The 15,027-nt window shown below is 60.0% G+C and carries 11 protein-coding genes; 4 read left to right on the top strand and 7 right to left on the bottom strand.

From position 1 onward, the window contains the following. Positions 1–19 precede the first annotated feature (19 nt). From NMA52_RS05480 to NMA52_RS05470, 3 genes are read right to left on the bottom strand one after another with little or no spacing between them, the layout of a single operon-like run. Complete coding sequence (locus NMA52_RS05480) at positions 20–2,191, bottom strand: prolyl oligopeptidase family protein (protein ID WP_254826644.1); 2,172 nt, start codon at positions 2,189–2,191, stop codon at positions 20–22. A gap of 20 nt (positions 2,192–2,211) precedes the next feature. Further along, positions 2,212–2,952 carry a DUF481 domain-containing protein gene (locus tag NMA52_RS05475; protein ID WP_254826643.1) on the bottom strand — a complete coding sequence of 247 codons (741 nt, stop codon included), beginning with the start codon at positions 2,950–2,952 and terminating at the stop codon, positions 2,212–2,214. A 38-nt stretch (positions 2,953–2,990) separates the two neighbouring features. After that, complete coding sequence (locus tag NMA52_RS05470) at positions 2,991–3,560, bottom strand: DUF6580 family putative transport protein (RefSeq protein WP_254826642.1); 570 nt, start codon at positions 3,558–3,560, stop codon at positions 2,991–2,993. A gap of 976 nt (positions 3,561–4,536) precedes the next feature. Here NMA52_RS05470 and NMA52_RS05465 point away from each other — a divergent pair. The 3 genes from NMA52_RS05465 (at position 4,537) to glpK (ending at position 9,246) form a co-directional block, all read left to right on the top strand. Continuing rightward, positions 4,537–6,387, top strand: a complete 1,851-nt coding sequence (locus NMA52_RS05465; protein ID WP_254826641.1) for a M1 family metallopeptidase — start codon at positions 4,537–4,539, stop codon at positions 6,385–6,387. 102 nt (positions 6,388–6,489) lie between these two features. After that, the gene (locus NMA52_RS05460) at positions 6,490–7,704 is read left to right on the top strand and encodes a glycosyltransferase family 4 protein (protein ID WP_254826640.1); all 1,215 of its coding nucleotides are present in this window, start codon (positions 6,490–6,492) and stop codon (positions 7,702–7,704) included. A 54-nt stretch (positions 7,705–7,758) separates the two neighbouring features. Then, the gene (gene glpK / locus NMA52_RS05455; RefSeq protein ID WP_254826639.1) at positions 7,759–9,246 is read left to right on the top strand and encodes a glycerol kinase GlpK; all 1,488 of its coding nucleotides are present in this window, start codon (positions 7,759–7,761) and stop codon (positions 9,244–9,246) included. An 11-nt stretch (positions 9,247–9,257) separates the two neighbouring features. On the opposite strand, the gene truB is transcribed toward glpK, so the two are convergent. From truB to NMA52_RS05440, 3 genes are read right to left on the bottom strand one after another with little or no spacing between them, the layout of a single operon-like run. Continuing rightward, positions 9,258–9,968: a tRNA pseudouridine(55) synthase TruB gene (truB, locus tag NMA52_RS05450; RefSeq protein WP_254826638.1), complete on the bottom strand. Its 711-nt coding sequence runs from the start codon at positions 9,966–9,968 to the stop codon at positions 9,258–9,260. Positions 9,969–9,971: 3 nt separating this feature from the next. Continuing rightward, positions 9,972–10,766, bottom strand: coding sequence for an undecaprenyl-diphosphate phosphatase (locus tag NMA52_RS05445; RefSeq protein ID WP_254826637.1), 795 nt, complete (start codon positions 10,764–10,766; stop codon positions 9,972–9,974). A 3-nt stretch (positions 10,767–10,769) separates the two neighbouring features. Further along, complete coding sequence (locus NMA52_RS05440) at positions 10,770–11,105, bottom strand: DUF3098 domain-containing protein (RefSeq protein ID WP_254826636.1); 336 nt, start codon at positions 11,103–11,105, stop codon at positions 10,770–10,772. 69 nt (positions 11,106–11,174) lie between these two features. On the opposite strand from NMA52_RS05440, the gene NMA52_RS05435 reads away from it, so the two are divergent. Continuing rightward, on the top strand, positions 11,175–12,740 hold the full coding sequence (locus tag NMA52_RS05435) for an amidohydrolase family protein (protein ID WP_254826635.1): 1,566 nt from the start codon (positions 11,175–11,177) through the stop codon (positions 12,738–12,740). Between the two features lie 9 nt (positions 12,741–12,749). Here the strand turns inward: NMA52_RS05435 and NMA52_RS05430 are convergent, their stop codons facing one another. Then, entirely contained in the window at positions 12,750–14,996 is a 2,247-nt protein-coding gene (locus tag NMA52_RS05430; protein WP_254826634.1) for a glycoside hydrolase family 3 N-terminal domain-containing protein, read from the bottom strand. Between the last annotated feature and the right edge of the window lie 31 nt (positions 14,997–15,027).

The raw sequence follows: 15,027 nt of genomic DNA, 5'->3' as shown, positions 1-15,027 counted from the left end.
GCCTGCAAATGTCGGCGACTTATCCCTTCACCGCGTACTTGACGGGCGCCTGGGTATTGTAAAAGAAAAAGCTCCACCGATCGGCTTCCTCCTCGATCATCTTAGAGATCGGTTTGCCCGCCCCGTGCCCGGCATTGGTTTCGATGCGGATCAGCACGGGACGCTCACCCGCCTGGGTTTCCTGCAACCGGGCGGCGTACTTGAAGCTGTGGGCGGGAACCACGCGGTCGTCGTGGTCGGCGGTGGTGATCATCGTGGCCGGGTAGGCGGTGCCCGGACGCAAGTTGTGGAGCGGACTGTAGGCGTGCAGAACCGGGAACATACTGGAATCCTCACTGCTCCCGTACTCCGGAATCCACCCCTTACCGACGGTAAACTTGTGGTAGCGCAGCATGTCCATCACTCCGACGGCCGGAAAGGCTACGGCAAACAGATCGGGACGCTGGGTCATCGCGGCGCCCACCAGCAGACCGCCGTTGGAACCTCCGGCGATGGCCAGTTTCTCCTTGCGAGTGTAGCCCTGTTCGATGAGGTACTCGGCGGCGCTGATGAAGTCGTCGAATACGTTCTGCTTATTTTCGAGCATGCCGGCTTGGTGCCACGATTCGCCGTACTCGCCGCCCCCGCGGAGGTTGGCCATGGCAAATACACCCCCGTTCTCCAATAGGGGCATACGCATCACGCTGAAGCTCGGCGACAGACTGATGTTGAAACCACCGTACCCGTAGAGGTAAGTCGGGTTGTCACCGTCCAGCTCGAGTCCCTTTTTGTGTACCAGAAACATCGTCACCTCGGTCCCGTCCTTACTGATGTAACTCACCTGCTTCTCTTCGTATTCCTTAGGATCGAACTTCAACTCCGGCTCGAAAAACGGCTTACTCTCGTTGGTCTCCACGTCGTATTCAAAGATGGTCGGAGGGTAGGTGAAGCTGGTATACACGTAGAACAATTGCTTGTCCTCTTCCTTGCCGCTGAATCCGCCGGCTGACCCCACCCCCGGCAGCTGCACGGCGGTCTTGTGCTCACCGTCGTAGCTCAGGCGGTAGAATCGGTCCGTAGCCTTCTCCAGGTAGTTGGCGAAAAGGTATCCGCCCCCCGTGGTAACGCTCTGCAACAGATCCTCACTTTCGGGAATGATCTCTACCCAACTGGTGCGCTGGGGCTTGTTGATGTTGATCTTCACGAGGCGGTAGTTCGGGGCCCCAATGTCCGTAAGCACCCAGAAGTCGGTGCCATCGGTGTGCACGACCTGACTCTTATTCTTCGTGTCGGCGAAGAGCGCTACGGGTTCGATGACCGGCGGCAACTCGCCCCCGCCTAACGGCAGGTAATAGGTGGCAAAACCATCCGTTCCCGGGGCGGCGTACATGATGAGATAATCTTCCTCCTCGGTGGTTCCGCCGTAGTGGTAGTAGTCCGGATGATCGGCGTCCTCGAAGACTACCCGGTCCCGGGACTGTGGCTGTCCGAGACTGTGGTAGTACACCGAGTGCATCAGGTTATTCCCCTTACGCTCTTCTCCCTCGGCCGGGGCGGGGTAGCGGCTGTAGAAAAAGCCGTCGCCGTACCAACCGGCTCCGCTGAATTTGACCCACTGGAGCTCATCCTCTAGGTCCTCGTTCGTCGCGATGTCGCGGATGTAGATCGTCTGCCAGTCACTCCCGGCGTCGCTGCGGCTGTACGCCATGTAGCGGTTCTGTTTGTCCGCCCCCAGCAAGTTGATGCTGGTGGTTCCCTCGGCATTGAGCGCGTTGGGGTCGATGAAGACCCGCTCTTCTCCGTCCAGGCCCTTCTTGTAGTAGATCACGGACTGGTTCTGCAGTCCGTCATTGCGCCCGTAGAAGTAGTACTCACCGACTTTATAGGGGGAGGACAGGCGGGGGTAGTTGACCAGCTCGGTCAGGCGCTCCTCGATGTCCTGACGGAAGGGGATTTGCTCCAGGTAACCAAACGTCACCTCGTTCTGCCGCGTGACCCAGTCCTTGGTCTTTACACTATTGTCGTCCTCCAGCCAGCGGTAGTCGTCACGGACTATTTGGCCGTGGTACTCGTCTTCGGTACTGTCCTTGTCGGTCGTGGGGTAGGTGACGGGGATCTGGGGGTAGGCGGCGGAACTCATCGTTGGCTTGGTTTCGGTGCAGGATGCCGTAAGCAGCATGCAGAGCAGCCCGGGAAAAAATAGCTTTAGCATGGCAGTAAGTTACGCCCTGCCTAGAAACTGTAGCGTAATCCGTTGGTCCAGTCGTAGGAGGTAGCGGGTACGTCGTCGAGTCCCTGGCTGATCAGTGCATCGTGGGTGATGCTGTACCGGGTATTAAAAGCGAGGCGATCCGTTAGTTTGAGGGTCACGGCCGTTATGCTGGACAGCCGCGGTTGCCGGAAGTCGGGGATCACGGGTTGGTAGTAAGTCGTATTCGACAGAGTGACGTTGGGCAGCGGAAACAGGGAAAAGCTTAGGTAGCTGCTCAACCGGTGGTCCCGGTAGGTGATGGTGCCCTCCGCCACTTCGTCGTACTCGTACATGTAGAGCACTCCGACGTACACGCGGTTGTCGCCGAAGGCAAACAACTTGAGGCGTGGTCCGGTCCCGACCAGCGTGCGCAGGCCCAGTCGGAGTTGCTCGTTGTACTGCACCTGGGTGAAGGCCTCCCACCGCCACCGGTCACTGAGGTAATACGCATACCGCAAGTGGGCGAAGCCGGCGTTCAGGGCGTTGTCTCCACTCACCTGCACCAGTCGGTAATCGGCCAGGGCGAGCAGGGCATGCTGGCGACCCTTGCGGTCCACGCGTACGCTGCCGTTCAGGCTGATGACCTTCGCCTTATTGCGGGTGAGGTTGCCGCCGAGATCGATCTGTCCGTACCAGCCTACGGAATCGAAGCCCTTCCGTTTATCCTCGATGTTGACGATTTGGGCGGAAACGCGGGAGCAGGCCAGTCCCGTAAGGAGCAATGCCAGTAAGAATAACCGGTGGTACCTCATCCCTGATCCTATACCCGTTCCCGAACGGTAGCCTCCGTGGGGGTTTTCGCGAAATACCGCGCGCCCCCGAACAGCAGGCCGGCGAACAGCACGTTTCCGGCGAAACTGTTTAACAGGAAGGGCAGGCCGGCCACGAAGGCCGCTACTAGGCCCGACCAGGTCTGGGGGTAGAGGGGCGACCCGAGCCAACTGCCGAAATTGGTCAGCACGAAAAATACGAGGGTGGCGCCGACGGTCGCTCCGCCCAGGCGTAACCAGCGGAAGGTCGTATTACGCAACAGTCCGAAACCCAGGAGGATCGTGAGGCCGAAACCCAGGTATACCCAGGCGTTGAAGCCCCAGTAAAATCCCTCGTAGTACTGACTGTACAGTACGTTGTTAAGCGCCAGATCGCTGAGGTAAAGCGCTGCGAAGGGCACCAGCGCCGCCATCCACTTACGCGGGAAGGCCGCGGCACCGAAGAGCGCCATGGCCCCGATGGGACCGAAATTCGGCCAGTGGGGAAGTAGCCGGCTGGCCGCCGCCAGCAGAATCAGCAACAGAAGTAGTGGAAGGTGACGAGCAAGGGGTGCGGACATATTCAACAATTGTGGGGGCAAAGATAACGCAAGCCCGTGTACCGACGACCTGAACCTGTAGCGACGGCTTGAACCGTGTAGCGACGGCTTGAGCCGTGTAGCGACGGCTTGAGCCGTCGCGCTATACCGATACCAACGACCTGAACAGTAGCGACGGCTTGAGCCGTCAAGTTGTACCGGTAGCAACGACCTGAACCTGTAGCGACGGCTTGAGCCGTCGCGCTGTACCGATAGCAACGACCTGAACCATGTATCGACGGCTTGAGCCGTCGAGCTGTACCGGTAGCAACAGCCTAAGCCGTGTAGCGACGGCTTGAGCCGTCGCGCTGTACCGATAGAAAGGCCAGAACCTGTAGCGACGGCTTGAGCCGTCGAGCTGTACCGATTGCGACGGCCCTATCCGTTAAGCTGTACATTAAACGATTCAGCTGCGGGACGGCGGAGGCCGTCGTGATACGGTAAGGGCGGTATTAAAATTAATATGACGTACGAGCCCCCTGACGGCCGGAGCCGTCGCTTCACGGCAGTCGGGTCTGGGTATACAGCGGAGCTGGAAGTGTCGAGTTTTGCATGGTTAACGAGCAGCATTACGGCTGAAGCCGTCGCTACACGGTGGGGCGGTACTATAAATTCATATGACACAAGAGCAGCACAACGGCTGAAGCCGTCGCTACACGGTAGGGCAGTACCAAAATTGACGTAACGCAGGAGCAGCATAACGGCTGAAGCCGTCGCTACACGGTAGGGCAGTACCAAAATTGACGTAACGCAGGAGCAGCATAACGGCTGAAGCCGTCGCTACACGGTAAGGCAGTTCTAAGATTGAGGTGACGCGAGAGCAGCATAACGGCTGAAGCCGTCGCTACAAAACGTTACCATTGCGTCAAAATTCGGGGGGGCGGACTGCACTTTTCCGCGATTACGCGTTTGCATGTCTTAGATAACCCCCCGCCTCAGAAACCAACCCCCCGTCTTAATGCCCGTTCCCGCCCTTCGCTTATTGTTCCTTGCTTGCTCCTGCGTTCCCGCCCTCCTTTTTGCCCAACCCGATCGCTGGCAGCAGCGGGCGGCCTACCGGATGGAAATTGACTTTGACGTCCGCAACCACCAGTACGCCGGTACTCAGGAGTTGACTTACTTCAATCAGTCGCCGGACACCCTGGACAAGGTATTTTACCATCTGTACTTCAATGCATTCCAGCCGGGAAGCCAGATGGACCTCCGCAACCTGAACCTGCCCGACGCCGATGATCGGGTGGCCGACCGAATCAGCAAGCTCACGCCGGAGGAAATTGGCTACATCCACGTAAATACACTACAGCGAGACGGCCGCGACCTTGCGTTCGAGGAGGTCGGTACGATCCTGGAGGTTCGCCTCGACGAACCCCTGCTTCCGGGTGACAGTACGGTCTTCAGCATGACCTGGGACGCGCAGGTGCCTCTGCAAATCCGCCGCAGCGGTCGTGACAACGCCGAGGGCATCGACTACAGCATGGCCCAGTGGTACCCGAAGATGGCCGAGTACGACTACCAGGGCTGGCACGCCAACCCCTACATCGGTCGCGAATTTTACGGCATCTGGGGAGACTTCGACGTGACGATCAATATTCCGCGTGACTACGTGGTAGCGGCCACGGGTTACCTACAGAATCCCGAAATCATCGGTTACGGCTACGCTCCCGAGCCCGCTTCGCGTCCGGACATCCTTAGTTACCGTTTTCTGGCCCCGAACGTGCACGACTTCGTGTGGGCGGCCGATCCGGACTATACCCACCGCACGCTGGAACGCACGAACGGCACTACTCTGAACTTCTTCTACCAGCCGGGGGCCGAGACTACCGAGAACTGGGAAAAGCTGCCCGCTATTATGGACGCGGCCTTCGATTACATCAATCAGCATTACGGCGCCTACCCCTACGAGCAATACAGCTTCATTCAGGGAGGGGACGGCGGTATGGAGTACCCCATGGCTACCCTCATTACCGGCCAGCGTAATTTATCGAGTCTCGTCGGCGTAAGCGTTCACGAACTGATGCATACCTGGTACCAGATGCTGATGGGCACCAATGAAGCGCTTTACGCCTGGATGGACGAGGGCTTTACGAGTTGGGCCAGCAGCGAGGTCATGAACCATCTGCGCCGCGAGGGTCTGCTGGAGGGAGAGGTTGCCGACAACCCCCACGCGCGGACCTTCGCTAGTCTGCGCGGCTTCCGCCAGACCGGTCTGCAGGAACCGCTTACGGTCCACGCCGACCATTTCGCTACCAATTCCGCCTACAGCGTAGCTAGCTACGTAAACGGTTCGGTATTCCTGGAGCAACTCCGCTACATCATCGGGGAGGATGCTTTCACCTGTACCCTCCAACGGTACTACCACGACTGGCGCTTTAAGCACCCTAACCCCAACGACTTCGTGCGCATTGCCGAAAAGTGCTCCGGACTCGAACTAGACTGGTACCGCGAGTACTGGGTCAACGGAACCGACTACCCCGATTATGCCGTAGCTGATGTGGAAGACGTGGACAGCAGCGGCACTACCCGGATCGATCTGAAACGTGTCGGTCGCATGCCCATGCCCCTGGAAGTAACGGTGACCCTGAAGGATGGATCGGAAAAATACTATTACATCGCCCCCCAAATCCTCCGGGGAGAGAAGCCCCGCCCCGACTACGCGGCCGACTGGACCGTGCTGGCCGACTGGGGATGGACAAATCCGAACTACTCCTTCACGCTGGAAATGGACAAGCAGACCATTCAATCCGTCGAAATCAACGCCCGGGGTAGAATGTACGAGGATGACCTGGACAATAACCGCTGGGAAGACTAAGGGCATATGGCCGACATTTTTCGGGATTCGGCCGGTAGTCATACCACGTTTTCCCCTTCCACCCCGTCCTGGAAGTGTACCACACCCTAGAGCCAGCTACCGATGAAACTACTTGTTCTGACTAAAAAATTTCCCTTCCCCCTCAAGGACGGTGAAAGTCTGGCCATTCACGGATTGACGAAAAGTCTCAGCGAACTCGGTTGTCAGGTCAGTCTGCTGGCCATGAACACCTCCAAGCATTTCTACGAAGGCCCGGAGCTACCGCCGGAAATGGATCACTACTACGAGGTCCGGACAGTAGCAGTCGACAATCAGGTAAGCCCGGTCGACGCGGTCGCCAATCTCGTGCGGGGGACCTCTTACCACATCAGCCGCTTCCACCAGCAGGACTACCACGATGTACTGGCGGAGTGGCTGCAGGAGGTGGATTTCGACATCGTGCAACTGGAGACGCTCTATCTGGCACCCTATCTGAGTACCATTCGCCGCTACTCTTCGGCCCAGGTGGTGATGCGGTCCCACAACGTCGAGCACGAAATCTGGGAACGCTGCTGCGACAATATCTCGTTCGCCCCCAAACGCTGGTATCTCCGTCACCTCACCAAGCAGCTACGGGACTACGAGCGTAGTCAGCTCAATCAGTACGACCTGCTTCTGCCCATTACGGGCCGCGACAAGAAACACTTCGAGCGGCTGGGCTATAGGGGACGCTCTCTCGTATTACCGATCGGACTGGAAACCCGCTGCGGACCGCCGACCTACGATAGCTACGCCGCACCGCCGGACCTCCACTTCATCGGCTCACTCGACTGGATGCCCAACCTCGAAGGTCTGCAGTGGTTCCTCAACGACGTGTGGCCCGAAATTCACCGCCGCTGCCCGGAGGTGAAGTTTCACGTCGCCGGCCGCAACATGCCCCACAGTATCCGGCAACTGCGCATGCCCAACGTGGTCATTCACGGAGAAGTCCCCAACAGTTGTGATTTCGTGGCCGCGCATACCATCAGTATCGTACCCCTGCTGAGCGGGGGGGGGATGCGCGCCAAGATCCTCGAAGCCATGTCGTTGGGCCGGGTGGTGGTGACGACGACGATGGGGCTCGAAGGCATAAAGGCACGCAACCGGCGGGAACTCTTCATCGCCGATACCCCCGCCCAGTTCGCGCAGACGATCGAGGAGTGTCTGCGCCGGGGACGTAAACTCGAGGCCATCGGACGAAACGCCCAGGCGGCATTTTACCGGTACTACGACCGGCGCATACTCGCCGAGCAACTGCTGGAAACCTACGAATCCCTCGCGGAAGCGGTGCGCGTATAGCCATCGCGGTCCGTTGTCGTAGCCGTAACTATATTGTGGCACACTCAACAGATCATGCCGCAGTATATCCTTGCCCTGGACCAGGGCACCACTTCCTCCCGTGCCATTCTCTTCGACCGTAGCGGGAGTATCGTCGATACCGCCCAGAAAGAATTTACCCAGTACTATCCGAATCCCGCTTGGGTCGAGCACGACGCCTCCGAAATCTGGACCGCTCAGGTGGGGGTAGTACGCGAGCTCCTCGAGCGCACCGGAGTGAACGCGGCAGACGTGGCCGCGATCGGCATCACCAATCAACGGGAAACCACCCTTATTTGGGACCGCGCGACGGGCGAGCCGATCCACCATGCGATCGTGTGGCAGGACCGACGTACCGCCGGGATCTGCGATGCGCTGAAGGAACGCGGTCTGGAAGCCCACGTCAAACAGACGACCGGCCTGGTTATCGATGCCTACTTCAGCGGGACTAAGATCAAGTGGCTGCTGGACAACGTCCCCAATGCACGGCAACGCGCCGAAGCCGGCGAACTGTGCTTCGGCACTATGGACAGCTGGCTCGTCTATAAGCTCACCGGCGGCAAGGTTCACGTGACGGACGTGACAAATGCCGGACGCACCATGTTGTTTGATATTCGTAAGCGGGACTGGGACGAGCAGCTTCTCCGTGAGTTGGATGTACCCCGTGCCCTGCTTCCGGAAGTTAAATCGAGCAGCGAGGTATACGGAAAGACGACGCTCTTCGGAAAGGATATACCCATCGCCGGAATGGCGGGCGATCAGCACGCCGCTCTGTTCGGGCAGGCTTGTTTCGAGCCCGGGCAGGCGAAGAACACCTACGGAACCGGATGCTTTATGCTGCTCAATACGGGAACTGAAGCGGTCCCCAGCCAGCACGGTTTGCTGACCACCATTGCCTGGGAAATCGACGGACGCACCGAATACGCCCTGGAGGGAAGCGTTTTCATCGCCGGCGCCGCCATTCAGTGGCTGCGCGACGGCCTAAAGCTGATCGACGAAGCCCCCGACAGCGAATACTACGCCCGCAAGGTTAAGGACACCGGGGGAGTCTACGTGGTCCCGGCATTTGCCGGACTCGGCGCGCCCTACTGGGACATGTACGCCCGCGGGGCGATGTTCGGCCTGACCCGCGGTACCTCCAAGGCACATATCGTGCGGGCGACCCTCCAGAGCCTGGCCTACCAGGTAAAGGACGTACTGGAAGCGATGCAGAAGGACGCCAAAAGTGAACTTAAAACCCTACGCGTCGACGGTGGAGCGAGCGCCAACAACTTCCTCATGCAGTTCCAGGCGGATATCCTCGGGGTCGACGTTGAGCGTCCGAAGATCGTGGAGACCACCGCTCTCGGGGCCGCGATGCTGGCCGGCCTGGCCGTCGGGTTCTGGAAACGGGAAGACCTGAACGCCACCTGGCAACTCGACCAGTCGTTCCGGCCGGAAATGAGCGAGGAAGACCGTCAGCGGCGCTACGGCGGGTGGCAAAAGGCCATCGAGCGTACCAAAAATTGGGAAGAAGCGGAGTAAGCCGGGGGTGGCTACAGCTTTTCGATCGTTTCCAGCAGGGCATCGAGTTGCCAAGCGTCCCGCACGTGGTAGGGGCCCACGGAGGTGCGGCGTAGGGCCGTCAGGTATCCGCCGCTGCCGGCCGCCTCGGCCAGATCGTTGGCCAGCGTACGGATGTACGTCCCCTTGCTGCAGGAAATCTCAAAGTCGACCGACGTGCCCGTGAAGTTATCCAGGGCGAAGCGGTGGACCGTCACCGGGCGCGCCTGTACCTCGATGTGCTCCCCCCGCCGGGCGCGTTTATAGAGGGGCTGTCCGTCGACCTTCACGGCCGAGTACATCGGCGGGATCTGCTCGATATCGCCGGTAAACCGCTCGGCCGCGCGCCGCAGCGCCTCCAGCGTGAGATGATCGGTTGGGAAGCTTCCATCCTCTTCGGTTTCCGCGTCGTAGGAGGGGGTGGTGGCCCCTAGCTTAATGGTTCCTGTGTAGGACTTGTCGAGGCCTTCCAGTTGTTTAAGCTCCTTGGTCCACTGTCCGACGCATAGGTTCAGCAGACCGGTGGCCATGGGATCGAGGGTGCCGGCGTGGCCGACCTTGAACTTCTTTACGCCCAGGTGCTTGCGGATCTTCCAGCGAAGCTTATTCACGACATCGAAGCTGGTCCAGTCCTGCGGCTTGTCGATCAGGAACATGGCCCCCTCACGGAAGGAAAAGGGCGGGGTTGTGGAAGGAGTAAGCATAAGTTAAAAAATCATCTTTACCACCAGCACGATCAGTGCCACGGCAAAGCAGTAGTAAGCGAAGTACTTAAGTTCCGCCTTTTTTACCAATTTGATCATCCAGACGCAGGCCGCCATGCCCGTGAAAAATGCGGCGAGAAAGCCTACCGAGAGCTCCAGGGCGGAGGAGGTCTCCGTAAATGCCCCGTCAATGATATCCTTGGCGATCTTGCCGAGGATGAGGGGCACGACCATCAGGAAGGAGAAGCGGGCCGAGCGTTCCCGGTCGATGCCCAGCAGTACGCTCGTGGAAATCGTCGCTCCCGAGCGACTGATGCCGGGCAGGATAGCGATAGCCTGGGCAACGCCGATCAGGGCCGCGTCCATCCAGTCCACGCTCTTCTCGGTGCGGCGGGCACGGTCGGCCAGAAAGAGCAGCAGACCCGTCACGACGAGCATGAAAGCCACCAGGACGATCTGCCGGTCGAAGAGGGTAGTGAGGAGCTCGTCAAAAAGCAATCCGACGAAGGCGGCCGGCACCATACTCACCAGAATAAGCAGGGAGAACTTAGTGCCCGTGTTCCACTCGAAGCGGAACAGATCCCGCAAAATTTCGCCGACGTCCCGACGGAAAACCACGATGGTAGCCAGGGCGGTCGCGGCGTGCAGCGTCACCGTCATGAGCATGCTTTCGGAGGCCAGGCTATGGTCGTCGAACAACCACTTGGTCAATTCCAGATGACCGCTACTGCTAACGGGAAGAAACTCGGTCAGGCCCTGGACGATGCCCAGGATCAACGCACGCAACAAGTCGCTCACGGGCTATTTTTTGAAGATCGCGTAGGTCGTCACGCCCAGTCCCGCCAGGATAATGATCGGTGCCAGGGTGATGCGGCGGAAACTGTAAATGGACTCCGCGTCAAAGACCGTAGGATCGGGGTCGCGGCCGCCGACCATAAGCAAGAAGCCGACCACGATGAGCACGAAGCCTCCGGCAAGCCACTTGTACGTTTCCGCGCCAAATACGAGGGGCCGTCCGGCACGCTCCGGCGTGAGCCGCGGGTCTTTGACCCTGGGCGCGGCTACGTTCCGGACCGCTTCGGCGGTGGGCTCGGCCACGGTACCGGGACGGTTCTTCTGCTTGTTACGCTTACTCATATTGTTGACGTTCTTACTACGCGGGGCGAAGGTAAGGGAAATAGCGTGGTCACCCATTACCTTCACGACATGAATACCATAACTGCGTCTACGCGCTTGCTATTGCTTCTCCTCGTACTGGCGGGCTCCCGCGTTCCCGCCCAAATGGCACACGCCGAGGCCCGCGGGGAAGATTTTGGGGCCGGGCCCTACTCGCAACTCATCATCCGGGGAGTCACCCTCATTAACGGTAACGGCGCCCCGCCCATCGGTCCCGTGGACATCGTGATCGAAGGCAATCGCATCGTTTCGGCCGCCACGGTGGGCTTTCCCGGCGTGGACATCGACCCCGCCGGACGGCCCCAACTTAAGGCCGGAGGACGGGAACTCGACGCTCACGGTATGTACGCCCTGCCCGGATTCGTCGACATGCACGGACATACCGGCGGGATGGCCCAGGGTACGACACCCGATTACGTGTATAAGCTGTGGCTCGGCCACGGCATTACTACTATTCGCGAACCCGGTAGTTTCAACGGTCTCGACTGGACACTGGAGCACAAGCGACGTTCGGCGGCCAACGAAATTGCCGCCCCCCGCATCTTCGCCTATACCGGCTTCGGGCAGGGGCGGGAAGAACCCTTCACGACTACGGAGGAGGTCGTCGCCTGGGTGCGCGAGAATAAGGACAAGGGCAGTGACGGCATCAAACTATTCGGCGCCCGCCCGGATCTGATGCGCGCCGCCCTGGAAACCAATAAAGAAATCGGCTTGCGCAGCGCCTGCCACCACGCGCAGCTGAACGTCGGGCGCTGGAACGTCCTGCATTCCGCCCGCGCCGGCCTCACCACCATGGAACACTGGTACGGGCTGCCCGAGGCCCTCTTCGCCGACCGCAGCGTGCAGGACTATCCGGTCGACTACAACTACCAGAACGAGGAGCACCGCTTCGGGGAGGCGGGCAAGCTCTGGGAACAGGCCGCCGAACCCTACAGCGACCACTGGAACGCCGTGATGAACGAACTGCTGTCCCTGGATTTCACCCTCAATCCCACTTTCAACATCTACGACGCCAACCGGGACGTCATGCGGGCCCGTAACGCCGACTGGCACCAGGAGTATACCCTGCCCAGCCTGATGAAATTTTACGCCCCCAGCCGCATTAGTCACGGAAGCTACTGGCATAAGTGGGGGACGGAACAGGAGGTTGACTGGAAACGAAACTACCAGCTCTGGATGACCTTCGTGAACGAGTACAAGAACCGCGGTGGCCGGGTAACGGCGGGATCCGACTCCGGCTACATCTACCAACTCTACGGATTCGGCTTCATTCGGGAACTCGAACTCCTGCGGGAGGCCGGTTTTCATCCCCTCGAGGTGATTCGCTCCGCCACGCTGAACGGTGCGGAAGCGCTCGGAGCGGACGACGAGATCGGCACCATCGAACCCGGCAAACTTGCCGATATCGTGCTGGTGGCGGAAAATCCGCTAGCGGATCTCAAAGTACTCTACGGCACCGGAGCCACCCGGCTCACGGAGAATAACGAGGTGACCACAACCGAGGGAGTGCGCTATACCATCAAGGATGGCATCGTGTACGACGCGGTCAAGTTGCGCGAAGCCGTGAAAGAGATGGTACGCGCGGCCAAGGAATAAGCAGCTACACTACCGCGCTTCGAAGTCGAATTCCTCGGTCAGGTTCCCGATCGAGATGCGGAAGGTTCCCGGCTCGGTGGTGGGCCGGTCGTCGCGACCGATGAAGGCGATATCGGCGGGCGTGAGCCGGAAGGTGATGACCTCGTTCTCTCCGGGCTCCAGGTGCACCTTCGTGAATTTACGCAAGCGCTGTACGCTGGGCGTCACGCTGGCCACCAAATCCGAAGTGTAGAGCAGGATGGAGTGTTTGCCGGCCCGTTGGCCCTCGTTGGTTACGCGCAACGACACTTCGAGCGTGTCCTGCGGATTCATAACGCGACTGCTCAGGCGCAGATCGGAATACACGAAATCGGTGTAACTCAGTCCGTAGCCAAACTCGAACAGGGGGTTGTACCCTCCGTTGCGCGCTTCGGTGGCTTTGTGGTCGTAGCTAACCAGCGCGTTGGGGTGGCGCGGATAGGTGAGGGGGAGACGGCCGCTCGGATTCACCCGACCGGCCAGCACGGAGGCGATGGCGTCGCCGCCGTAGGGACCCGGATAGGGAGCAAACAGGACGGCCCGGGAACGATTGGCCATGCTCGTCATCAGGCGGGGGCGCCCGGCGGCCATGACCAGCACGATGGGCTTACCTACGGCGTGCAGCTCGTCAAACAGTCTCCGCTGCACGCTCGGCAGCACGAGGCTGTTAATGTTGCCGGGGTCTTCGGTGTAGGACGATTCGCCGAGGCATAAGACGATGATGTCGGATTCCCGGGCCAGGGACAGCGCGGTGGCTACGTCCTGCAGGGAATCCATCGTAGCCCCCGGGGCGTAGGTCACGCGACCGGGAAACTGTTTCTGGATCGCTTCCCGGATAGTGTTATGGTCCTGCAGGTAGCGATCGGCCTCCTGTCCCTGCCAGCTGTAGGTCCAGCCGCCGTTGAGGCTGCGCATGTTATCGGCCGTAGGCCCGACAACGAGTATCCGCTGCTCGGGATCGATGGGCAGGGGCAGACCGTCGTTCTTCAGCAGCACGATGGCTTCTTCGGCCGACTGCTGAGCCTTGCGGGCGAAGCGCTGTCCGCCGAATTCGGGAAACTCCTCCGGCTCCCAGAGGTGTTGTTCGTACAGTCCGAGGGCCACCTTTACCGCGAGCACCCGGGCCACGGACGTATCGATGCGGCCCTCCGTCAGCTGGCCTTCCTGTACCAGCTCCACGACGACATCGGGAAAGTCGGTCGTGACGGCCGTCATGCTCATATCCATACCGGCATCGATGGCCATGCGTACCGCTTCCTTCAGATCGTTGGCTACGTGGTGTCGCTCGTAGAGGTAGCGGACGTCCTGCCAGTCGGAAACCAGCAGCCCCTCGAAGCCCATTTCGTCGCGCAGGATATCGGTAAGCAGGCGTTTGCTCGTATGCACGGGGATTCCGTTGATCTCACCGGAGTTGATCATGACGGTCAGCGCGCCGGAGTCGATCGCCGCCTGAAACTGCGGCAGGTAGTACTCCCGCAACTGCCGCTCGGGAAGGTAGGCCGGCGTACGATCGTGCCCGCTGGCCGTAGCTCCGTAACCGGTAAAGTGTTTCAGACAGGCTACGACATTGTTCTTCCCGTTCACGCCGTCGCCCTGGTACCCCCGCAGGGCCGCTAATCCGAACTGCTGGTTGACGTAAGTATCCTCCCCGAAGCATTCCCAGGTGCGTGGCCAGGCCGGGTGGCGACCAGCGTCCATCGCCGGACTGAAGTTCCAGGGAATGCTGGCGGCCTTGAGTTCGTAGGCGGTCAGGCTGGCCAGCTCGGTGGCAAGCTCGGTGTTGAAACTGGCCGCTACGCCGAGGGGTTGGGCGTACAGCGTGCTGCCGCGTACGTAATTGGCGCCGTGGATGGCGTCCTGGCCGTACAGTACGGGGACACCGGTGGTCTGCATGGCCTTCTCCTGGATCTTGCCGATGTACTCCCGGTACTCGGCGGGGGTGGGGATCGAGCGGCTCGGAACGTTAAGGATGGAACCGATCTCCCGTTCCCCGATGACGTGGTTCAGCCTTTCATCGCTGAAAACGGGTGGCACGGTGAGCACGTAGGTCTGGCCTTCGAAGACCAGGTCCACGGCCACCTGGGTCATTTGACCGGCCTTCTGTTTGAGGGTGAGGCGGCGCAATTCCGCGGCGACGAACTCATTCTGTTCTGCGGTGAGAAAGGAAAAGGTAGGCGATTGGGCGCGGACGCAGGAGCAGGCGAAAAGGGCAAAGAGCAAACAATACAGGTGGCGCATACGGTGCAGGTAGTTCTGCGCTAAGCTAATA

It is taken from the genome of Lewinella sp. JB7, from assembly GCF_024297185.1.
In the GTDB taxonomy this organism is placed as follows: domain Bacteria; phylum Bacteroidota; class Bacteroidia; order Chitinophagales; family Saprospiraceae; genus Neolewinella.
The sequence above is the reverse complement of the archived record's forward strand: the minus strand, read 5'-3'. Positions and strand labels throughout refer to the sequence as shown.